The following is a 21385-nucleotide window of genomic DNA, read 5'->3' as shown; positions in this document are numbered from 1 at the left end:
GCTGTGCCCCGCCGGGCCGGGTGCGGCCCCCTGCACCAGGAGGATCGATGACAGTTGACGAGCACCGGAGCACCTCGCGCCGCGGGAGTTCACTCAGCGGTGGGGTGATGCTCCTGATCGGGCTCCTGGCGGGGATCGCGCTCGCCACAGCTGCGGGCGTCTTCCTCCTGGGCATCGGGTGGGCGACCCCACTGGATGCGCAGTCGATCATCAGCGCCAGCCCCACGCCGTCGCCGTCGCCGTCGGCGGACGACTCGACGTCGGAGCCGGGTGCCGTGTCCGACGCCTGCATCCGCGCGGCCGAGTACAACCTCGTGGTCGACGACGCCGTCGACGAGCTCGCCAGGGGAGCGGAGGCGCAGGACGCGCGCGCCCTGCAGGAGACCCTCGACCGTCTGCAGGACGCCCGCGAGACGGCCGACGGGGCATCCGAGGAGTGCCTGGCCCAGGCGGGGAGGGACCCCCAGACCAGTCAGTCACCCTCCGCGGAGCCGAGCGCCAGCCCTGACGCCACCGCAGACCCGAGCGCGAGCCCCGAGCCCAGCGCGAGCCCCGAGCCCAGCTCCGGCGCCAACCCCAGCCCCAGCGCCACGTCATGAACGAGGCGCCTGCGCCGGTCGAGGCGGAGCCCCGCCGCGGCTTCATGGCGACACTCTGGTACGGCTACGCCCGAGTGGTCGTGGCGCTGAGATGGGTCATCGTCGTCGGATGGGTGGCCGCGGCCGTCGCGGCGACCGTGCTGCTTCCGCCCATGCAGGGCTCCGCCAACGACATCGAAGCCCTGGGGGCCAACGACGCGAGTTTCGCGGCCGAGCAGCGCTCGATGGAGCTGTTCGGATTCCCCCTCCTGAGCCGGGCGGCGATCGTGCAGCGCAACCCCGAGGGGCTGCCCCCATTGGTCCAGGCCGAGGCCGTCATGCGTGGCATCGCCATCAACCAGGGCAAGTACGACACGGAGCTCCTGGGAGCCATCCCGGTGCCGAACGCCGAGGGAGCGTTCCCCGGCGCAGGCGAGACGAACACGACGGTGGTCACCTTCGTCTTCGCGGACCCCACGCTGAACTTCTTCCAGCAGACCCAGGTGGTGGAGGATTTCGCGGCCGAGCAGCTCACGGACGCCTCCGACGCCTACGTGGGCGTCACGGGCTCGATCCCGGCGCGCGCCGCCCAAGGGCTGGTCCTCAATTCCTACGTGCACATCGTCGAGGTGGCCACCGTCCTGGCGGTGCTGACGATCGTGGCGCTCACGTTCGGCTCGTTGATGGCGCCGGCCCTGACTCTGATCTCGGTGGGCGCGGCGGTGTTCGTCACGCTCGGCGTCTCCGGGTGGGCCGCGACCGTCATGGACGTGTCGATCCCGGCCGACCTGCGGCCGCTCATCGTCGCGCTCCTCCTCGGCATCGTGACCGACTACTGCATCTTCTACCTCTCCGGGCTGCGCACCCGGCTCCGCGAAGGCCACGACCGCCTCGAGGCGGCCCGCCTGGCCACCGCGTCGTTCACGCCGATCGTCACCGTCGCCGGCGTGACGGTCGCGGCGGGGACGGCGTCGCTGCTGGTCGCCGAGTCCCCACTCTTCAGCGGGTTCGGGCCGGCGCTCGCGCTCACCGTCCTGACCGGGCTCGTGGTGGCGATCACCCTCGTCCCGGCGCTGCTCGCCATCCTCGGCCGGGCCGCGTTCTGGCCGCGCACCCTCGTCGCCGAACCCGCGAAGGTGCGCGAGCGGCCCTCCCTTCTCACCCGGGCGGTCGCGCACCGCGGCTCCGCCTTCGTCCTGGTGCTGCTGTGCGTGGCCGGCCTGGGCTTCGGCGCGTACCACGCGCGCAACCTCGACCTCGGCCTCGGATTCGTCCAGTCCCTCCCCGAGACCACAAGCGCGCAGCGCGCGGCGGATGCCGCCGGCAAGGGCTTCGCCCCGGGCATCATCTCCCCGACCGAGATCGTGTTCGAAGGACCGGGAGTGGGGGAGAAGACCGACGAGGTCGCCCAGCTCGGCGAGGCCCTGGAGGCTCAAGACGGGGTGGCGGGCGTGATCGGCCCCGGCGACCTCCCCGCCGCTGACGACGTCGGCGCCTTCACCGCCGAGTCGGGCGACGCCGTCCGCTTCCTCGTCATCCTCGACAGCACCCCCCTCGAGGCGACGGCGATCGAGACGCTCGCACGCGTCGAGGCCGCACTCCCGCAGCTCGCCGCCGACGCGGGTCTCGGCGAGGTCACCGCAGCCGTGGCCGGCGATACCGCACTCGCCTCGGGCATCATCGCCGACACCACCAACGACCTGCTCCGGATCGGGCTCGTCGCGCTGGCCGTGAACCTGCTGCTCCTGGTGGTCTTCCTGCGGGCGCTGGTCGCCCCGCTTTACCTCCTCGCGTCGAGCGTGCTCGCGCTCGGGGCGACGCTGGGCCTGTCGGTGCTGTTCTTCCAGGACTACCTCGGGCAGGACGACCTGACGTTCTACGTCCCGTTCGCCGGTTCGGTGCTGCTGCTGTCGCTCGGGTCCGACTACAACATCTTCGCCGTCGGGCACGTCTGGCAGGAGGCCCGCAACCGGTCGCTGAAGGACGCGCTCCTCGTCGCGACCCCGGAGTCGACGAGAGCGATCACCTCAGCGGGGCTCGCGCTGGCCGCCAGCTTCGGGCTCCTGGCCCTGGTCCCGCTGGGACCGTTCCGCGAGCTCGGCTTCCTGCTCGGGGTCGGCATCCTGATCGACGTGTTCGTCGTGCGCGCGCTGCTCGTGCCGTCGCTGATCACGTTGGTGGGCCCGGTGAGCAGCTGGCCGTCCGGCATCCTGCAGCGCGAGAGGCGCACCCGTGTGAGGAGAACCCGTGCAAGTTCCTGACCAGGGCCCGGTCCACTCCGATGGTGGGGGCTATCCTGCGCCGCCGTCGCGTCGACCCCCACGGTCGCGCGCCCTCGACTGGGCGATCGGCGCCCTCGGAATGCTCAGCATCATGGCCGTGGCGCTGCTGCTGTTCTGGCTGTCGATCACGCGGCCGGTCGACGGCGCAGCCGTCACGCCGACCGACACCCCGTCGGCCTCGTCGACGGCTGGACCGGTCACCGGGGCCACCCCTCCTCCCGGCCTCGCCGAGGACGAGGTCTGGCTCGGTGACATCTCGCTGACCGCCGGCTCGGTCTTCGCCGCGGGAACGCCGCTCTACGACGTCGTCGGCAGCGGCACCGACGTGACCTCGGGGCCGAACGGACTCGTCGCCCGCCACCTCGACCTGACGGCCACGGTCCCGTTCCACGTCGTGGCCGCTGAGATCGGCCCGAACGCCACCCTGAGCGCAGCCGACGGGGGTGAGGTGCGCGTCGACACCGAGGTGGAGGCCCTGGGACGCAGCCTCCCCGTCGGCGCCACCGGGACGGTCACGGTGGTGGGCGGCACGCTCGTGATGGTGCCGACCTCCATCGACATCGGTGGGCCCAGATTCATCTCAGACCTGCTGGGGAGTCTGGTGCGCGAGCTGATCACGTTCGAGCACCGCATCGAGGGCCTGCCCGACGGGGTCGTCCTGCGGAGCGTGGAGGTGGTGGACGACGGCTTCCGCGCCAACCTCACGGGAGACAACGTCCGCCTGGTCCAGTGAGGGGGTCGCCGAACCGCGCGGTGAGGCAGCCCCCCGCAGCCAGACCGATCCCAATGACGCTAGGGGAACCAGAACCGTGCCACGCGGAGCCATAGAGTTGACGCATGCCTGACTCTCGTACTTCGACCGTGGGCGCCAAGGCGGCCACGGTCTACGACGTGGCCAGGGTGGCCGGGGTGTCGCACCAGACTGTGGCGCGGTATCTCAACGGAGCCCAGCTGAAGCCGGCCAACCGGGATCGGGTGCGCAAGGCGTTGGAAGACCTCGACTATCGTCCCAACGAGTCGGCTCGACTCCTGGCCACCAACCGCTCCAGGCGGATCGGCGCTCTCGCCTCGGACCTTGACGAACGCTCCCCGCAGATGCTCGTCAACGGCGCGGCGGCCGCTGCGCGGGAGGCGGGCTACATGTTCGACATCCTGGCCATCGACGGCCAGGATCCCCTCTCGATCGAGGGTGCGGTGGACACCCTCACCCGGATGCAGCTCGCCGGCCTGGTCGTGATCGCGCCGTCGGACGCCATGCTGGAGCGGGTCAAGGCTGCATCGATCCGGTGCCCGGTGGAGTTTGAGGCGGCCGATGACGACTCCGGCTCCCATCCCTTCGGCGCACTGATTCATCACCTGGCAGACCTCGGACACCAGAGACTGGCCCATGTCGCGGGCCCCACCGGGTGGCGGTCGGCGCTAGGTCGGACGCTGGCGTATCGCACCGTGGCAGCCGCCCGTGGGCTGACCAACGTCGCAGAGGGCGAGGGGGACTGGTCGGCGCAGTCCGGGTTCGACGCCATGGAGAACCTCGACGCCGACGTCGGCATCATGAGCTCAGAGATCACCGCCGTGGTGGCGGCGAACGACTCAATGGCCCTCGGAGCGATGCACTGGCTCAGGAGAAACGGACTGAGCGTTCCCGGTGATGTGAGCGTCGTCGGGTACGACGGTGTGCCGGATGCCGCGTTCTACACTCCACCCCTCACGACCATCCAGGTCGACTCGCAGGGCCTGGGCCGCCGCCTGCTCCACTCCCTCCTGAGCAGGATCGACGAGGGGTTCGTTTCGCCGCCCTTCCATTACCCGGCCCGCCTGGTGGTCCGGGAGTCCACGGCGCAGCCCAGGCGCTCCTGAAGAAACCACCGCCCGGCCCCTTGACATCCAAAGTGTTACCGCTCAAAATTTGAGCGGTAACACTTGCGAAGGAGCGGGCACATGACATCGTCGTCGATCTACAAACCGAGCGGAATCCGGTTCGGTGCGGCGTACTACCTGGAGTATCAACCGGGGGACACGCTGGACCGGGACCTGGACCTCATGAGTGAGGCGGGCTTCACCGTGATCCGCGTCGGGGAGTCGGTGTGGTCCACGTGGGAGCCGCGTAACGGGGTCTTCGAGCTGGACTGGCTTCAGCCGGTGCTGGACGGCGCTCACGCCCGCGGCATCGGGGTGATCCTCGGCACGCCCACCTATGCAGTGCCACCGTGGCTGGCTAATGCCTACCCGGAGATCGCGGGGGAGACCGCGTCCGGTCAGCGTCACCCGTGGGGCGCTCGTCAGGAGGTCGACGTCACCCATCCGGGATTCCGGTTCCACGCGGAGCGAGTCATCCGCAAGGTCGTCGCCCGATACGCAGACCACCCCGCCGTCATCGGATTCCAGGTGGACAACGAGCCCGGGCCCATCCTCCTGCACAACAGGGGCACCTTCGAGCGGTTCATCGAGTGGTTGAAGGACCGGTACGGCACCGTCGAGCAACTGAATCGGGAGTGGGGCCTGGTGTACTGGTCCCACCGACTCTCCGACTGGCGCGAGCTGTGGACTCCGGAGGGCAACGCCCAGCCGCAGTACGACCTCGCCTGGCGTCGTTTTCAGGCCGAATGCATCTCAGAGTTCATCGGTTGGCAGGCGGACATCGTCCGGGAATACGCCCGGACAGGGCAGTTCGTCACCACCTGCGTCGCGCTGGACCGTCCCGCGGCGGATGAGCGACAGCTCAACGAGCGGCTCGACGTCACGGCCACCAACCCCTACTACTCCATGCAGGACCATCTCGCCAGGACGCAGAGCCTGTCACGCCCCGACGTCTGGATGCGGACCGGCACCAACGGCCTCCTGGAACTGGCCGACCGCTCGTACGGCGCCAAGCAGGCGCGGTTCCTGGTCACCGAGACCAACGCCCAGGCCATCGGATCGTCCAGCCTCAATCTCCCGCCCTACCCGGGCCAGCTCCAGCAGGCCGGCCTGGCTCTCGTCGCGCGGGGGGCCGCGATGATCGAGTACTGGCACTGGCACACCAACCACTTCGGCACCGAGACCTACTGGGGCGGCGTCCTACCGCACAGCCAGCGGCCGGGGAGGGTCTACCGGGAGCTCGCTGAGCTGGGCCGGATCCTCGCCAAGCTGGGCGATCGACTCGACGGCTACGTCCCGGATGCCGACGTCACGCTGCTGTACGCCACAGACTCGAAGTACGCCCTGTCCTTCCAACCCCCGTTCGCGCCCGGTGTCGCGGGGTCGGTCGGGGGATTCATCAAGACGAACCCGGCGGCCTACCACGACGTCGTCAACGCCTTCCATGGCGGTGCGTGCGATGCCGACGCCCAGGTCCGGGTGCTCCACGCCGAGCAGGCAGACCGGTTGTCCGTCGAGGAACTCGTGGCCCAGCACCCGGTGCTCGTCGCGGCGGGGTTCTACACCGCGACCACGCAGCAGCTGGAGCGCCTGCGTGACTACGCAGCCGCCGGCGGGCATCTCGTCCTCGGCATCCGGACCGGCTACGGCGACGAGGAGGCGCGCGCCCGCGTCCCCGTCGCTCCCGACGTCGTCGGTGAACCTGCAGGTGTCAGCTATGACGAGTTCACCACTCTCCTCGAGCCGCTGGGGGTGCGGGGAGAGGGAATGGACCTGTCGGACGGGGCGGCAGCGCTGCACTGGGCCGACGGCGTCGTCGCGGACGACAGGGCGACGGTCCTGGCGCGCTACGACCATCCCGTCTTCGGCGAGTACCCCACCGTCACCACCGCCCCCCATGGCGAGGGCTGGATCACGTACGTCGGGACGGTGCCGAACCGGGACCTGGCGGCGGATCTGATGCGCCACCTCCTTCCCTCTCCGCTCACCGGAGCCTGGACCAGGGATCCTTCGGTGACCGTGCTCTCGGGGGTCGCCCGGGGCGTGCGCTACTACTTCGTCCACAACTGGTCCGGGACCACGGCGCGCGTCACCCCGCCGGCGGACATGGTCGAACTCACCCAGGATCTGGGCGCCGAGGCAGGCGTCGAGATCGAACTCACCAGCTGGCAATCACTCATCTTCACCGCCAAGTAGTCCAACCACCACACAAGGAGTACCCCATGCCACTCACCCGTCGCACCCTTCTGGGGACATCGCTGGCGGTCGGCAGCGTCGCCGCCCTCGCCGCCTGCTCGCCCACGCCAGGCCAGACCGCGGCGCCGTCGTCGTCTTCCCCAGGCATCACCGATGAGGAGCGCGCCGCCGCGCTCGACACGGAGACCGAGCTCGTCTTCTGGACCTGGGTGCCCGACATCCAGGCAGAGGTCGATCTGTTCCAGAAGGCCTATCCGAAGATCAAGGTCAAGGTCGAGAACGTCGGTCAGGGCGCCGATCACTACAAGAAGATGCGCACCGTTCTGCAGGCCGGCCAGGGCGTCCCCGATGTGGCGCAGGTGGAGTTCCAGCACATCCAGTCCTTCACCGTGACCAAGAATCTGCTCGACCTCACCCCGTACGGCGCGGCCGAGTTGGAGAGTCAGTTCGTCGAATGGGTGTGGAAGCAGGTGGCGCTCGACGGCAAGATCTGGGCCGTCCCGCAGGACTCCGGACCGTTGGGCTCGCTCTACCGCACCGACCTCTTCGACGCCGCCGGTGTCGATGGGGAGGCCATCAAGACCTGGGCCGACTACGAGGCAGCAGCCGAGAACGTCCGCTCCAAGGGCGCGTACATCACCTGCCTCTCGCCGAACGAGGCGGGACAGTTCTCGAGCTTCTACTGGCAGGCGGGCGCCCGCCCGTTCGGGTTCGACGGCGACAAGTCGGTCCGCATCAACCTCACGGGCGACGAGAACGTCGTCAAGGTGATGGACATGTGGACGCGCCTGGTCCAGAACGACCTCGTCGCGCTCGATCCCGCTTGGAACGACACCTGGTACCAGGGCCTGGCCAACGGCAAGTACGCCAACTGGCTCACGGCCGCCTGGGGCCCGGTCTTCCTGCAGGGGACGGCGGCCACGACCTCTGGGAAGTGGCGAGCCACTCGCATCCCGCAGTGGGACGCCTCCCTCGACGTGTCCGGCAACTGGGGCGGGTCGACGAACGCCGTCATGTCGCCCACGAAGAATCCGATCGCCGCCTACGAACTCGCCAAGTGGATCAACACCGACATCGACTCGACGCTGATGTTCGCCAACAAGCAGTTCTTCTTCCCCACGACGAAGGCCACCCTCACCGACCCGCGCTTCACAGACACCAAGGCCGAGTTCTTCGGGGGGCAGAACGTCAACCAGTTGTTCGCCGACATCTCGGACACCGTCACGCCGGACTTCGGATGGCTGCCGTTCATGGACTTCACCTATGCACAGTTCGTGGAAACGGTCGGAAAGGCCATTTCTGACAAGGGTGACCTGTTGAGCGCGACCGCAGCCTGGGAGAAGAGCCTCACCGATTACGCCGCCCAGCAGGGCTTCACCGTCACCAAGTGACGTAGCCGGCGGGGGGACTCCTGTCCGGTGTCCCCCCGCCCCTCTTGTCCACCACCCTGGGAGCTCTCATGTCTACCACCATCGCGCCGGCGAGGCCGCGGATCACTGCGGTCACCCGCCACCGTCGCCGCGCCGCGTACGCGCTCGTCGCGCCGTTCATGATCGTCTTCGTCCTCATGCTGCTCGTGCCGCTGGCATACGCGCTGTACGTCTCTTTGTTCCGGTCGTCCCTCATCGGCGGCGTCACATTCGCCGGTCTCGACCAGTACGTCCGAGTCTTCACCGACCCGGCCTTCCTCACCGGGCTACTGCGCATGGGGCTGTTCCTGATCGTCCAGGTGCCGATCATGCTCGGATTGGCGCTGTTCATCGCCCTCGCCCTCGACAGCGGCCTGGTCCGTGGGCAGCGGGCCGTCCGGCTCATCGCGTTCATGCCCTACGCGGTTCCGGGCGTTGTGGCTGCTTTGATGTGGGGCTACCTCTACGGCGACGACTTCGGGCCGATCGCGCAGGCCATGCGCGCCGTCGGCCTGGGCTCGCCTGAGCTGCTCAGCCCGGACAACATCCTGGGCTCCATGATGAACGTGGTCACCTGGGAGTACGTCGGCTACAACATGATCATCATGTTCGCGGCCCTCCGCTCCATCCCGACCGAGCTGTACGAGGCGGCTGCCATCGACGGGGCCAACCAGTTCCAGACCGCCTTGAGGATCAAGATCCCCGCCATCAGAGGCGCCATCATGCTCACGCTGATCTTCTCGGTGATCGGCACCTTCCAGCTGTTCACCGAACCGAGCCTGATGCGTGTGCTCAATCCCGCGGCGATCGATCTGGCATACACGCCGAACTTCTACGCCTACAACCAGGCGTTCATCAACCAGGACGTGAACTACGCCGCGGCGATGGCATTCGCTCTGGGCCTCTTCATTGCAGTGATCTCCTACGTCGTCCAGTTGGGCGCCAACCGAACGGGCAGCCGATGAGCACCACCACCCTCGATGAACCTCAGCGGGCCGTCGATGCCCCCCGACGCCGGCAGCACTTCAGCCGACGCAAGTCCACCGTCCTCTCCGTGATGCTCTGGGCGCTGGCCGCCTACTTCCTGCTGCCGATCGTGTGGCTGATCATCTCCTCCACCAAGGACAACGGCGACCTGTTCACCACGTTCGGCCTCTGGTTCGGCACTGCGATGAACCTCTGGCCGAACCTGGTGGACGTGTTCACCCAATCCGACGGAATCTATGTGCGGTGGATCTGGAACACCGTGCTCTATGCCGGTGTGAGCGCAGTGGGTGCCTCTGTGCTTGCGACCATGGCCGGCTACTCGTTCGCCAAGTACGACTTCCCGGGCAAGAACGCGATGTTCGCCGTCGTCCTCGGCGCAATCATGATCCCGATGACTGCCCTGGCGCTCCCGACGTACCTCCTGTTCGCCGGTTTCGGGCTCACCAACACGCCGTGGGCGGTGATCATCCCGTCGCTCGTCAGCCCGTTCGGCGTCTACCTCATGAAGGTCTACGCGGAGGACGCTGTCCCGGACTCGCTGCTCGAGGCCGCCCGCGTCGACGGCGCCGGGGAGTTCTCGATCTTCTGGAGAGTGGGGCTGCGGCTGCTCGGGCCCGGGCTTGTCACCGTCTTCCTCTTCGCCCTGGTGGCCACCTGGAACAACTACTTCCTGCCGCTGATCATGCTGTCCAGCTCCGAGCTGTACCCCCTCACTGTGGGACTGGCCTTCCAGAGCCAGGCCGCCAGCGGCGGATCAGGGTCTCAGGCGCTGTTCTCGACGGTGATCACCGGGTCGCTGGTCGCGATCACGCCCCTGATCATCGCCTTCCTGTTCCTGCAGCGCTACTGGCAGAGCGGGCTGGCCACCGGAGGCGTCAAGGAGTAGTCGTCGTCAGATGCGTCACCGTACGTCAACCGACGGGGTCAGACCGTCCCGCCCTCGACCAGGTGGAGCTCGGCCGGTGACGGGGTGACGGTGGGGGTCCCCGCGCCGAGTGAGCGCAGCAGTCCGACGATGGCGTAGCGGGCGGCGGCCGCGAGATCGTACTCGATGGTGGTGAGCGGTGGGATCGAGACGTGGGAGAGCGGCGTGTGGTCCATCCCTATCACCGCGACATCCTCAGGCACCGTGAAGCCGAGCGCCCGGGCGGCCGACAGCATGGTGAGGGCCACGTCGTCGTTGTAGCAGGCCAGCGCGATCTCAACGGGTCCGGTTACCGGGCCTGGGTCGACGTGCTGCGGCGGTACGTCGCGTAGCCGCTCCGGGCGTCGGCGGCCGGGGCCCTATCAGGCCCAACAAGGCCCTCCATCGGCGCACTCACTAACGCCAGAGCCGGGTTGCGTCGTCCGCTGTCTACGGGTGCTTGAACACGTCGTGGTCGCCCACCCGGCGCCACAGGCAGAGCAGTTCGCCGTTGACCGTGACGAACTCGAACGTGGCCCGCCCGTCGTGGCTGGCAAACGACCAGGTCATCTCCAGGATGCCGGGCGCGGCGCGCACGGATTTCACGCGCAGGGAGGCCGGCCACGGCGTGGCCGGATCAGCGGCGTAGGCATCGCACGCCGGGGCGAACCTCTCCTTCACGATGGCCCGGAAGTCCGCGGCATGCTCGCGCTTGAGCCGCCGGACGTCGTTGTCGAACGCGGGCGTGGTCTCGAATCTCACTGTTCCTCGAGGCGGCCAAGGTGGTCGAGGAAGTCCTCGGTGGACTCGTGCCGCGTCACGCGGCCCGCGGCGACGTGCTCGTCCACCTCGCGCTCGCGCTCCTGCCAGCGCTCGGTCCAGAACCAGAGCTGATCTGCGGGGACAGGTAGCGCTGCGCGGAGTTCGATGACGCCGTCGTCCCTCTCGGTCATCTCCAGTTGCGCGCCCGGCTCGTCCAGGTGCAGGCGGCGTCTGACGTCGGCGGGCAGCGCGATGGTGCCTCGGCCCTGGATGCCGAGGTACCGGGGTGTGGTGGGTGCGCTCATGCGCCCATGATACGCCGTTCAGCGGTACAACAGCAGAACCGTATTACTGCACGATAGCTGACTTCGAGACGCCGCGTCATGCAGAGTGGTCACGCCGGGGGCGCCCACTTCGACGGCGATTGGTGCTCACGCAGCGGCCCGGGGCGGGGTAGGGACCTGAGTTCGGCCACGGTCCCGGGATAGGGTCTGAGCCATGGCCACCACTCCCGCAGAGCAACTCCTCGCCGCCACGCGCGACCTGCTGATCACGCACGGACCGATGGCGGAGGCGGAGCTGCGTCAGGAGCTCCTCGCCTCCGGCCACACGCTGGGCGACGAGGAGGAGTGGTTCGAGGACCTCCTCATGGACACCGATCCACCGGTCATGCCCATCGCCGGCGACCGGTGGGTCTGGCTGCCTGCTGTGTTGGAGGGCCGAACGTTCACCCATCGGCTCAGCGAGGACGAGGTCAAGCACGACGTCGTCGTGCTGACGCCGGATCTGGCACCGGTGGAGACCCTGATCGGGGATGCCCCGCACGACAGGTTCACCGACGGCTCGGACGCCCTCGTCGTGTATCCGCCCGATGACGAGCTGGATGACCGGGGGATCGACGAGCATGCCCAGGACTCGGGCGTGCTCCTGCTCGAGCGTGGGCGCCTCGCGGGGCTCGGGCTCGGCGCCGGGGACATCGTCGGGCTCAGGGTCGAGCCGGACGGCCTCGAGCTGCTGCGGGTCGAGGAGGCCCTGGGCACGGCCACCGGCCAGGCGGTGGCCGCCCTGGTGCAGGCCTCACCGGACCGGCCGCACCTCATCGAGAACTCCGTGTGGACGGCGTGCACCGCGGACGCCGGCCTGCTGCGCAGTCCGGAACTCCCCCTGGGCGAACAGCTCGCAGCCTGCGGGGTCACCAGCAGCGGCTCCCTGATCGGGGCAGACGATTTCGACATCGACGCCTGGAAGGCCGACGACCTGCTGCAGCGCATGCGTGAGGACCACGACCTCGACGAGCGCGAGGCAGGCGCCGTGATGGCGTTGCTTCAGATTGTCGCGGGCATGACCTATGAGCTCGACGGGGCGATGGAGACGGACGACGACGTCCGCGAGGCGGAGGTCCACGAGGTGCTGGTCGCTTGGGTGGGCGAGCAGGGGGCTGCCCGCGCGCCCCAGGACGAGAGGCCCAAGGGCCTGGGTGAGGAAGTGGGGCCGGCGGTGGCGCTGCTGCGGGACCCCGTCGTCGCGGCGGCGTTCCTCGACGAGGCGCTGGGAACGTTGGGCGGCGAGCCCGTCGTGCTGGCGGCGCTGACCGCCGCATGGGAGCCGGAGGCGCCTCGATCGGCACGGGTCGCGCTGAGGTGGCTGCAGGGCATGGCCGCCGAGGAGATGGGCAACATCCTCGGCGCCGAGGAGCTGTTCCAGCAGGCCGAGTCCCTCGATCCCTCCTGGTCCCCGGCTCTGATGTCGCTGGCGCTGTGCGCGAGCGATCGGGGTGATGCCGTCGGCGGCATGTCGCTGCTCCGTCGCGCCGGCGCCGAGGACGAACCGCTGTACGACTTCCTGCAACAGTTCCTCCCCGGGCAGGGGCGCGACATCCCGCGCAACGCACCGTGCTGGTGCGGGTCGGGGAAGAAGTTCAAGCAGTGCCACCTCCGCCAGACCCAGCGCCCGCTGGCCGAGCGCGCGAACTGGCTCTACCAGAAGGCGGCCGGCTACCTCGTCGAGAAGGACACGCCGTTCCTCCTCGACCTCGGCGAGGCACGGGCCCAGCACTGGGACGGAACCGACGGGCTCGACCGGGCGCTCTCGGAGGGCCTGATCATCGACGTCGCCCTGTGGGAGGGCGGGGTGCTCGCCGAGTACCTCGAGCGCCGGGGCGCGCTGCTGCCCCCCGACGAGCTGGAGCTGGCGCAGGAGTGGCTGCAGACGCGCCGATCCGTGCACGAGGTGGCCTCGGCCGTCCCCGGAAGCTCCATCACCCTCCGGGATCTCCGGACCGGTGAGGTGGCGGAGGTCGCGGAGCCGGAGTGGAGCCGTCGGGTCAAGCCGGGGGAGCACTACTGCACGCGCGTGGCCTCGCTGGTCGATGGCGTGGGCGTCTTCGGCGGTCTGGCCCCCGTCGCTCCGTCTGATGTTGAGCCGCTGATGGCGCTGCTCGGCGAGGGCGAACCGGATCCGGTGGGACTCGTCGAGTTCCTGTCGCGGCCCCATTCTTGACTGTCGGTTCCTGGTTGATAGACCAACCAGGAACCGACGGTGATCTGGGGGGTATGCGCCCGCTCATGTCATCCCTCGCGGGCGCTGGGCGGGCGGAGTCCGGAACCGGGGGACCAGGAAGGGTGTTGTCTGCTTGTACCGCAGGTAGTCAGCGCCGAAACGGGCCTCGAGCTCGCCCTCTTCCAGCACCTTGACGTAGATGAGCAGGAGGGCGCTGAACACCAGTACCAGAGCGATCGCCGACACCGAGCCGAGCCACACCCCGAAACCGAGGTAGCCGACGGCCGTGCCCAGCACCATGGGGTTGCGGCAGTAGGTGAAGGGCGGCTCCACCACGAGTCGCTGGGTGGGGATCGTGGGCACCGGTGTCCCGCCGCCGATCCGCGCCTCTGCCAGCACGGCCCAGAAGGCATAGGGCAGGCCGACCACCATCAGGGCCACGCCAGCAGTCGTCGACACCCAGCCGTCGAACGGCGGCAGGCCCAGCGTGCGATCAAGCCATCTCCCCGCGACGGCGATGAGGAGCGGAATGCCCGCCAGGATCAAGGCGCCCGCGAGGGCGAGGGTGCCCACCAGTTGGGCCGTGCTGGGCCGGCGACCGGCCCAGTGCAGGTACTTCCTCATGTGGATGCCTCACTCCGGTGCTGCGACGGCGAGGAGCGGCCCCCACGTCGTCGAGGTGACCAGGTCAGAACCCCCACCATCACCAGTGTCGCGCTGGTGACGGGACCGCGCGCCACTTCGCGACTACGCCACCAGATCCGCCCCTGAAGCGACGGCGGCCGCGACACCCCGCGCTCCCGGCACCCCCACCGCCCCGCGTTCATGGCTGACGCACAGGTTGGACCCACGGGCGCGACAGGTTGGCCCAGCACTTCCGCAGAGGAACTCCTCGCACGACCTGGATGAGCGGGAGGCAGGCGCCGTGATGGCGTTGCTGCAGATCCTTGTGCCCATGACCTAGGGTTCACACTCGTTGGAGGCCGGGTCAGGAGAGAAGAGGCGCTCGGGCTCGACGACGGGGACGATCCCGGCCGCCGCGGCCGCGAGGTCCGGGTCGACGGTGACCAGCGCGTCCGCCTGCAGCTTCACCAGGGCGATGTACTCGGCCCGGGCCATCGTCGTCCACCCGCTCGTCCGCGCGATGTCCCAGGCCACGCGACGGCTGACGCGGTCGTTGAGGAGCCGCATCCTCATCTGCGTGAGCTTCTCGTGGAGGGCCAGCGCCTGCGGTTCGCTCAGGTCCCCGCGATCGACCCTCTGCAGCAGCAGATCCATCACCTGGGACCGGATGGCGGCCGGCGCGACCAGCTGATGGGAGGCCGAGATGGCCCTGCCGTCGTCGAGGACGTGCAGCAGGGTGGTCGCGTCCACCACGAACCTGGTCATCTCACGACTCTAGGCTCCGGCGAGGGCGGATTCCAGACCCTGGAGCAGACGTCACCGGCAGAGCATCAGGGGTCGCCAAGGCGACGGGAGCGCGCGACACTTGAGGGGTCAGGGGATGGTGTCCATGGGTTTCATGTTCGCGGCAGTGCTGCTGGGGGTCATCGGCTACCTCGTCCGGTTCCGACAGTGGAGCTGGCTGATCTCGGGGTACAACACGTCGTCGAAAGCAAAGAAGGCGCGCTACGACGTGGCGGCGCTGACCAGGGGCGTCGGCAACTTCTCGTTCTTCCTGGCGGGGACGCAGGTGCTCGCCGGTCTCGGGTTCATGGCCGGCGTCGAGTGGGTGCCAGTGGCGGCGATGGTGGTCCTGGCGGTGGCGTCTCTGATCTTCATCGTGTACGCCAACACCGGTGGGCGGTACCTCAGGAGGGACTGAGCCCCTCGGACGCGTCCCTCCGCGGCCGGCACACAGCCACCCGCCGCCGCTGAGTGGCGGATGTGGTCGCGACTACGCCACCAGATCCGCCACTGAAGCGACGGCGGCCGCGACACGTCTCGCGCCCGGCGCCCCCACCGCCCCGCTTCATGGCTGACGCACAGGTTCGACCCACGGGCGCGACAGGTTGGCCCAGCAGGATCAGGGGCAGACTCGAGAGAGGCAACACCCCATGACCACACTTCTGGACCGGCCCGACACCCGCCGGATCACCTCAACCGCACGCCCATCGCCCCGCCCGACTGGGGCGAGGGCCCGGGTCCCCGGCTGGTGGCGCGACGCCGTCGGCGTGGCCACCACGGCGAGCATGCTCGTGGTCGTCGCCCTGTGGGTGGCCGGCGGCGGGGTGCAGGACCTGGCCGGCTGGGCCTCGGCCCTCACCAGCCTCGGCCGCCTCACCGCGCTCGTCTCGGCCGACCTGCTCCTCATCCAGGTGCTCCTCATGGCCCGCATCCCGGCGGTGGAGCGCGTCTACGGCCAGGACGAGCTGGTCCGCCGCCACCGCCTGGTGGGCTTCTGGTCCTTCTGGCTGATGGCGGCCCACATCGTGCTCATCACAGTCGGCTACGCGGCCTCGGTCAACCTCAACCCGTTCCTCCAGTTCTGGGAGCTGGTGGTGGACTACCCCGGCATGCTGCTGGCGCTGGCGGGCACCGTCGCGCTCGTCATGGTGGTGGTCACCAGCATCCGCAAGGCCCGCGGCGCGCTGCGCTACGAGTCCTGGCATCTGCTGCACCTCTACGCCTACCTCGGCGTGGGCCTCGCGCTCCCGCACCAGCTGTGGACGGGACAGGAGTTCCTCAACAGCCCCGTCGCGACGGTGTACTGGTGGACGCTGTGGATCGCGGCCGCCGGCTCGATCCTGCTGTTCAGGGTCGCCCTGCCGCTCTACCGCAGCGCCGTCCACGGCCTCCGGGTCGAGAGCGTGGTGCGGGAGTCGGCCGACGTGGTGTCGGTGACCATGCGCGGCCGCGACCTCGCCCGCCTGGACCCCCTCCCCGGCCAGTTCTTCAACTGGCGGTTCCTCACCGGGCCGGGCTGGATGCGGTCCCATCCCTACTCCCTGTCCGCCGCCCCGACGGGTGAGCGGATGCGGATCACGGTCAAGGACCTCGGCGACGGCAGCCGCGCGCTGGCCGATCTGAGGCCCGGCACCCGCGTCCTCATCGAGGGGCCCTACGGCCGCCTGCACCCCGGCGTGCGGACGCAGCGCAAGGTCACCCTCATGGCCTCCGGCATCGGGATCAGCCCCATGCGCTCGCTGCTCGAGGGCCTGCCCCAGCGGCCCGGCGACGTCACCCTCCTCTACCGGGCGCACAGCGAGGCGGACCTCGCACTGAAGGACGAACTCGACGAGCTCAGCCGCCGGACCGGCGCCCGCGTGGTCTACCTCCCGGGACGAAGGCTCCCCGGCCGCGACACCTGGCTCCCCGAGGCCGCCGTCGGCTTCACCGACGCGGAGGCGCTGCGCCACCTCGTCCCCGACATCGCCGAGCACGACGTCTTCCTGTGCGGCAGCGCCGCCTGGATGGACGCCGCACGGGCCGCCGCGCTGGAGTGCGGCGTGCCCGAGTCACGCATCCACCTCGAACGCTTCAGCTGGTAATCCGTCACCGACAAGGAGATACACAACATGCGAAAGATCGTCGCCGCCCTCATGGGCACCGTCAGCGGCCTGGTTCTGCTCTTCAGCTACCACACCAGCACCAACGGCCAGGCGGCCACGGCCGCAGCCGCCACCGACACCGGCGAGAGCCAGTCCTCGGGGACCACGCCCAACGCCGACGCGGGCAGCAGCACGACCGGCTCCGCGTCGGGCGCCACGCCGCAGGACTCCAGCTCGTCCTCCTCGACGGACAGCTCGGCGTCCTCCAGCTCGGCGGCGCCGACCGCCGCGTCGGGCACATACACCGGCGACGCGGTCCAGACCCGGTACGGGGCGGTGCAGGTGGAGATCACGGTGGAGAACGGCGCCCTCACGTCGTCGAACGCCATCCAGTACCCCAACCGCGACCGCCACGATCAGCAGATCAACTCCTACGCCGTCCCGGTGCTCAACGCGGAGGCGGTGGAGGCGCAGAGCGCCGACATCGACTCCGTGTCCGGGGCCACCTTCACCAGCCTCGCCTACGCGCAGTCCCTGCAGTCGGCCATCGATCAGGCGTTCCAGTGAGCGCCGCGACCCTGGCGAAGGCCCCGGCGCAGGCCGAGGCGCTGCCGCGACGCGCGTTCGTCGCCCAGATCATGGGCCTGCCGATCAGCGTCCACGTGCGCGGTCCCCGCGCCCGCGACCTTCCCGTGGAGCGCGCCGTCGAGCGCGCGTTCGACGAGTTGCGCGCCGACGACGACATGTTCAGCACCTGGAAGCCGGACAGCCCGGTCAGCAGGATCCGCGACGGTCGGGACTCGCTGGCGGAGGCGCATCCACGCATCCGACGGGTGGCGTCGCTCTGCGAGCTCGCAGGACAACGCACCGGGGGCGCGTTCTCGGCGTGGCTGCCCGACGGGGGCGGCACGCTACGCTTCGACCCCACCGGCCTGGTCAAGGGCTGGGCGGTGGAGCAGGCGATGGAGGGCCTCGTCGAGCGGCTGGCCGCGCTCGGGCAGCACGACGTGCTGATCAACGCGGGCGGTGACGTCGCGGTGCACTGTGAACGGACCGACACCCCGGACTGGTCGATCGCCGTGGAGGATCCGCGGGACCGGTCGCGGGTCCTCCAGCGGATCGCGATGCGCACGGGCGCCGTCGCGACGTCCGGCACCGCGGCCCGAGGACTCCACATCACCGACCCGTGGACCGGGGCGCCGGCCACGGATCTGCTGTCGGCCACCGTGATCGGCCCCGGCCTCACCTGGGCCGACGTCTACGCCACGGCCGCGTTCGTGCTTGGCCGCAGCAGCCTGGGCTGGCTGGCCACCCGGCGGAACCACGCCGGCATCCTCGTCGACCACGAGGGCCGGGTCACCACCGTCCGGGCCGATCCTCGCACCGGGCGCGGCACGGTGTCGAGGTGAGTGGGCCCGTCCGGTCTCCCCGGCTGTAGTGGAGCCCTTGACCTTGCCCTGACAGTGCCCTTTGGCCCGTTCCTCGCACTATGGTCTGAGGTGTAGCGCCGCCACCGAAGGAGCACCATGTCCCGCAGCCCGAGCAAGCTGATCCCCGCCGATTTCACCGCCGTCCCCGCCCTGGCCAACGCCTGCGACGCGGCCGCCGTCGACACCTTCGCGCCCGACCTGGGCGCCGTCGCGCTGCTGGTGGCCACCGGCACGGACCTGACCGGCGTGGTGGGCCTCGGCGCCGACGCGCTGGCCTCCGCCGGCTTCGACGCCAGCGCCGGCAGCAGCCTGGTGGTGGCCCAGGACGGGCACCCCCTGGTGCTGGTCGGCATCGGCGACCCCGCAGAGCTCGACGCCGACAAGCTCCGCGACGCGGCCGCGGCTGCCGCCCGGGCGACGGCGAAGAAGGGCGGGCGCATCGGCCTCGACGTGCCCGACCTGGGCATGGACGCACGCACCGTCGGCCAAGTGCTCACCGAGGGTGCCCTGCTGGCCCGCTACCGCTACTCGGTGCTCAAGGCGGAGGCCAAGGAGGTGCCGCTCGCGGTTCTCCAGCTGAGGGTGGCCGGGGCCGACGCGGCAGCCGTGACCGACGGCATCGCCGCCGGCCAGATCGGGGTCCGGGCGACGGTGGTGGCCCGCGACCTCGCCAACACGCCCCCCGGACACCTGACCGCGACCAACCTGGCCGACGTAGCAGCCGAGTTGGGAGCCACGTACGGCTTCGACGTGGAGGCCTTCGACAAGCAGCAGCTGATCGAGATGCGCTGCGGCGGCATCCTCGGAGTCAACGCCGGCAGCGAGGAGGAGCCGCGGCTCGTCGTGCTCACCTACACCCCGTCGGGGGAGCCCACCGGGCACCTCGGCATGGTGGGCAAGGGCATCATGTACGACTCGGGCGGCATCAGCCTGAAGCCGTCGGACCCCATGCACCTGCTCATGAAGATGGACATGGGCGGTGCGGCCGCCGTGCTCGGCGCGTTCACCGCGCTGCGCGACCTTGGCACCACCAGCGCGGTCTCGGCGTGGCTGGTGTGCACCGACAACATGCCGTCCGGGTCGGCCTACAAGCTCGGGGACGTGCTCACCTGCCGCAACGGCAAGACGGTGGAGATCAAGAACACCGACGCCGAGGGCCGGATCGCGATGATGGACGGGCTGGCGCTCGCCGTCGAGGCCGGGGTGGACGCCATTGTCGACATCGCCACGCTCACCGGTGCCGCGCTGATGGCGCTGGGGAAGTCGCGGGCAGCGGTCCTGGGCAACGATCAGCCGATGGTGGACCGGGTGGTCGCGGCCGCGTCGGCCACCGACGAGCCGGTCTGGCAGCTCCCGCTCGAGCGGAAGTACCGCAAGCAGCTGGACTCCGACATCGCAGACATCGCCAACCTGGGCGGCCCGCACGCCGGGGCCACGACGGCGGCGCTGTTCCTGGACGAGTTCGTCGCCAAGACCCCCTGGGCGCACATCGACATCGCGGGCACCATGTCCAGCGACGCCGACGACGCCTGGCGCTCCGCCGGGGCCACCGGCTTCGGCGCCCGACTCCTCGCCAACCTGGCGGCCGGCTTCGAGGCTGCGTCGAACTGAGCTGCGCCCGCCCCGGGCCGTTACGCCCGGGGCGGGGTCCAGCAGTGTCCCGGCGGGGCGGGGCTGCCTCACCTCAGACGAGTCGAGGCTCCAGCGTCGGTTCTGACCGGTCAGTCCCGGCTGGAACCGACACTCGTATCCGTCCCCAGTGGCCGCACAACCCCGTCGACCCCTTGAGGAGGCGCGGGAGTCTCAGAACTCCTCGTCGCCGGTGAGCCGCTCCGGGACTGTGAAGCTGCTGGTCAGGCGCTGGTACTGCCTAGTCGCGCTGCTCTGGACAATGCCGTCGAGCAGTTCGATGATGTGGCAGGCCATCTCCTTCGAGGCCCGGTTGGGCCTGCCCTGGGCGATCGCCTCGACCATCTCGGCCGCGCCGACCCCCCGGGAGTTGTCGCTGTAGCGGTGGTGGACCGGGAGCACCTCCGTCGAGCCGCCGCCGGCCATGATCTCGCGGGGGTCGCGCAGGCCGGTGGTGAGGCGCACGTCGCCCCCGAACTGGTTCGGGTCCGGCAGGTAGATGAGGCCCTCGGTGCCCTGGATGCACAGGTACGGCTGCTCGGGGAAGACGCTGTCGCCGTTGAAGGCCACCGTGCCCAGCACTCCGCTCTCGAGCTGCAGCGTGGCGGTCATGATGTTCTCGTTGGCGATCTCGTAGGTCTCGCCGAAGTGGGGCCCGCCCTCCATCCGGTAGGTGCGCTGCGGGCGGTTGGTCTGCTGGAAGCCGCACACCTCGACGGCAGGGCCGAGGATCGACAGCACCGCGGTGAGGCCGTAGACGCCGAAGTCGTAGCCCATTCCCGCACCGGGCCGCAGCAGGAAGGGCATGAACTCGTACAAGATCTCCATGCCCCGGTTCAGCATGATGGTGAATCCGGTGGGCTGCCCGATCCTCCCCGTCGCGACCGCCTCGGCGGCGGTCTGGACGGCCGAGCCGAGGAACGTGTCGGGGGCGCACCCCAGGTAGAGGCCGCGGGAGTCGGCCAGGTCAGCCAGTGCCTTGGCGGAGGCGTAGTCGCCGGTGAGCGTCTTCTCGCTGTAGACGTGCTTGCCCGCGTTCAGCGCGCGCCCGATCACGTCGGCGTGCGCCTCGACGGGGGTCAGGTTGAGCACGAGCTCGATGGACGGGTCGCCCATCAGCTCGTCCATCGTCATGGCCGCGATCCCGTGCTGGGCGGCCTTGGCCTGGATGTGGTCCATGTCGCGGGCGGTGCAGCCCACCAGCTCGAGGTTGCGGAAGCTGTCCTTGATGTTGCCGATGAACGTGTCGCTGATCATCCCGACGCCCACCACGCCGACGCGCATCGGCTTGACCGGCTCGCTCGTCCCTATGTCCTGCACTGGAGACCCCTCATCTGCTCGCGCGCCCTCACTGGTCGGGG

The 21385-nt window shown here is 69.7% G+C and carries 19 protein-coding genes and 1 pseudogene; 14 read left to right on the top strand and 6 right to left on the bottom strand.

The window, feature by feature from the left end:
- Positions 1-47 precede the first annotated feature (47 nt).
- The 8 genes from ACX1D3_RS02875 (at position 48) to ACX1D3_RS02840 (ending at position 10195) form a co-directional block, all read left to right on the top strand.
- Positions 48-599 carry a hypothetical protein gene (locus ACX1D3_RS02875; RefSeq protein WP_458995480.1) on the top strand — a complete coding sequence of 184 codons (552 nt, stop codon included), beginning with the start codon at positions 48-50 and terminating at the stop codon, positions 597-599.
- On the top strand, positions 596-2839 hold the full coding sequence (locus ACX1D3_RS02870; protein ID WP_458995479.1) for an MMPL family transporter: 2244 nt from the start codon (positions 596-598) through the stop codon (positions 2837-2839). The genes ACX1D3_RS02875 and ACX1D3_RS02870 overlap by 4 nt, the downstream gene beginning before the upstream one ends.
- Positions 2826-3593 carry an LmeA family phospholipid-binding protein gene (locus tag ACX1D3_RS02865; protein ID WP_458995478.1) on the top strand — a complete coding sequence of 256 codons (768 nt, stop codon included), beginning with the start codon at positions 2826-2828 and terminating at the stop codon, positions 3591-3593. Before ACX1D3_RS02870 ends, ACX1D3_RS02865 begins: the two co-directional genes overlap by 14 nt.
- A 104-nt stretch (positions 3594-3697) precedes the next feature.
- Positions 3698-4717, top strand: coding sequence for a LacI family DNA-binding transcriptional regulator (locus ACX1D3_RS02860; RefSeq protein WP_458995477.1), 1020 nt, complete (start codon positions 3698-3700; stop codon positions 4715-4717).
- 81 nt (positions 4718-4798) lie between these two features.
- Positions 4799-6913, top strand: coding sequence for a beta-galactosidase (locus tag ACX1D3_RS02855; RefSeq protein WP_458995476.1), 2115 nt, complete (start codon positions 4799-4801; stop codon positions 6911-6913).
- 26 nt (positions 6914-6939) lie between these two features.
- The gene (locus tag ACX1D3_RS02850; protein ID WP_458995475.1) at positions 6940-8304 is read left to right on the top strand and encodes an ABC transporter substrate-binding protein; all 1365 of its coding nucleotides are present in this window, start codon (positions 6940-6942) and stop codon (positions 8302-8304) included.
- A gap of 68 nt (positions 8305-8372) precedes the next feature.
- The gene (locus tag ACX1D3_RS02845; protein ID WP_458995474.1) at positions 8373-9287 is read left to right on the top strand and encodes a carbohydrate ABC transporter permease; all 915 of its coding nucleotides are present in this window, start codon (positions 8373-8375) and stop codon (positions 9285-9287) included.
- Complete coding sequence (locus ACX1D3_RS02840) at positions 9284-10195, top strand: carbohydrate ABC transporter permease (protein WP_458995473.1); 912 nt, start codon at positions 9284-9286, stop codon at positions 10193-10195. Before ACX1D3_RS02845 ends, ACX1D3_RS02840 begins: the two co-directional genes overlap by 4 nt.
- A 38-nt stretch (positions 10196-10233) precedes the next feature.
- Here ACX1D3_RS02840 and ACX1D3_RS02835 read toward each other — a convergent pair.
- From ACX1D3_RS02835 to ACX1D3_RS02825, 3 genes and pseudogenes are all read right to left on the bottom strand, one after another.
- Positions 10234-10515 (bottom strand): annotated as a pseudogene (locus tag ACX1D3_RS02835) (substrate-binding domain-containing protein); the annotation flags it as partial.
- A 148-nt stretch (positions 10516-10663) separates the two neighbouring features.
- The gene (locus ACX1D3_RS02830) at positions 10664-10975 is read right to left on the bottom strand and encodes a hypothetical protein (protein ID WP_458995472.1); all 312 of its coding nucleotides are present in this window, start codon (positions 10973-10975) and stop codon (positions 10664-10666) included.
- A complete protein-coding gene (locus tag ACX1D3_RS02825; RefSeq protein ID WP_458995471.1) occupies positions 10972-11280 on the bottom strand; it encodes an AbrB/MazE/SpoVT family DNA-binding domain-containing protein in 309 nt (102 codons plus the stop codon). Before ACX1D3_RS02825 ends, ACX1D3_RS02830 begins: the two co-directional genes overlap by 4 nt.
- 193 nt (positions 11281-11473) lie before the next feature.
- Here ACX1D3_RS02825 and ACX1D3_RS02820 point away from each other — a divergent pair, with 193 nt between their 5' ends.
- Positions 11474-13474 (top strand): SEC-C metal-binding domain-containing protein, encoded by a 2001-nt coding sequence (locus tag ACX1D3_RS02820; protein ID WP_458995470.1) that lies wholly within the window; start codon positions 11474-11476, stop codon positions 13472-13474.
- Between the two features lie 63 nt (positions 13475-13537).
- Here ACX1D3_RS02820 and ACX1D3_RS02815 read toward each other — a convergent pair whose 3' ends face one another.
- Positions 13538-14098 (bottom strand): methyltransferase family protein, encoded by a 561-nt coding sequence (locus ACX1D3_RS02815; protein ID WP_458995469.1) that lies wholly within the window; start codon positions 14096-14098, stop codon positions 13538-13540.
- 336 nt (positions 14099-14434) lie between these two features.
- Positions 14435-14863 carry a type II toxin-antitoxin system VapC family toxin gene (locus tag ACX1D3_RS02810; protein ID WP_458995468.1) on the bottom strand — a complete coding sequence of 143 codons (429 nt, stop codon included), beginning with the start codon at positions 14861-14863 and terminating at the stop codon, positions 14435-14437.
- Positions 14864-14987: 124 nt separating this feature from the next.
- Between ACX1D3_RS02810 and ACX1D3_RS02805 the strand changes: the two genes are divergently transcribed.
- The 5 genes from ACX1D3_RS02805 (at position 14988) to ACX1D3_RS02785 (ending at position 20006) form a co-directional block, all read left to right on the top strand.
- Positions 14988-15299, top strand: a complete 312-nt coding sequence (locus ACX1D3_RS02805; RefSeq protein ID WP_458995467.1) for a DUF3784 domain-containing protein — start codon at positions 14988-14990, stop codon at positions 15297-15299.
- 232 nt (positions 15300-15531) lie between these two features.
- The gene (locus tag ACX1D3_RS02800) at positions 15532-16965 is read left to right on the top strand and encodes a ferredoxin reductase family protein (RefSeq protein ID WP_458995466.1); all 1434 of its coding nucleotides are present in this window, start codon (positions 15532-15534) and stop codon (positions 16963-16965) included.
- A 27-nt stretch (positions 16966-16992) separates the two neighbouring features.
- Positions 16993-17532 carry an FMN-binding protein gene (locus tag ACX1D3_RS02795; RefSeq protein WP_458995465.1) on the top strand — a complete coding sequence of 180 codons (540 nt, stop codon included), beginning with the start codon at positions 16993-16995 and terminating at the stop codon, positions 17530-17532.
- A complete protein-coding gene (locus ACX1D3_RS02790; protein WP_458995464.1) occupies positions 17529-18374 on the top strand; it encodes an FAD:protein FMN transferase in 846 nt (281 codons plus the stop codon). Before ACX1D3_RS02795 ends, ACX1D3_RS02790 begins: the two co-directional genes overlap by 4 nt.
- A 117-nt stretch (positions 18375-18491) precedes the next feature.
- A complete protein-coding gene (locus ACX1D3_RS02785) occupies positions 18492-20006 on the top strand; it encodes a leucyl aminopeptidase family protein (protein WP_458995463.1) in 1515 nt (504 codons plus the stop codon).
- A gap of 192 nt (positions 20007-20198) precedes the next feature.
- Here ACX1D3_RS02785 and ACX1D3_RS02780 read toward each other — a convergent pair whose 3' ends face one another.
- Positions 20199-21344: a Gfo/Idh/MocA family protein gene (locus tag ACX1D3_RS02780; protein WP_458995462.1), complete on the bottom strand. Its 1146-nt coding sequence runs from the start codon at positions 21342-21344 to the stop codon at positions 20199-20201.
- Between the last annotated feature and the right edge of the window lie 41 nt (positions 21345-21385).

The organism is Tessaracoccus yangjingae (assembly GCF_054483935.1).
This window is presented reverse-complemented; position numbering and strand designations above follow the sequence as displayed.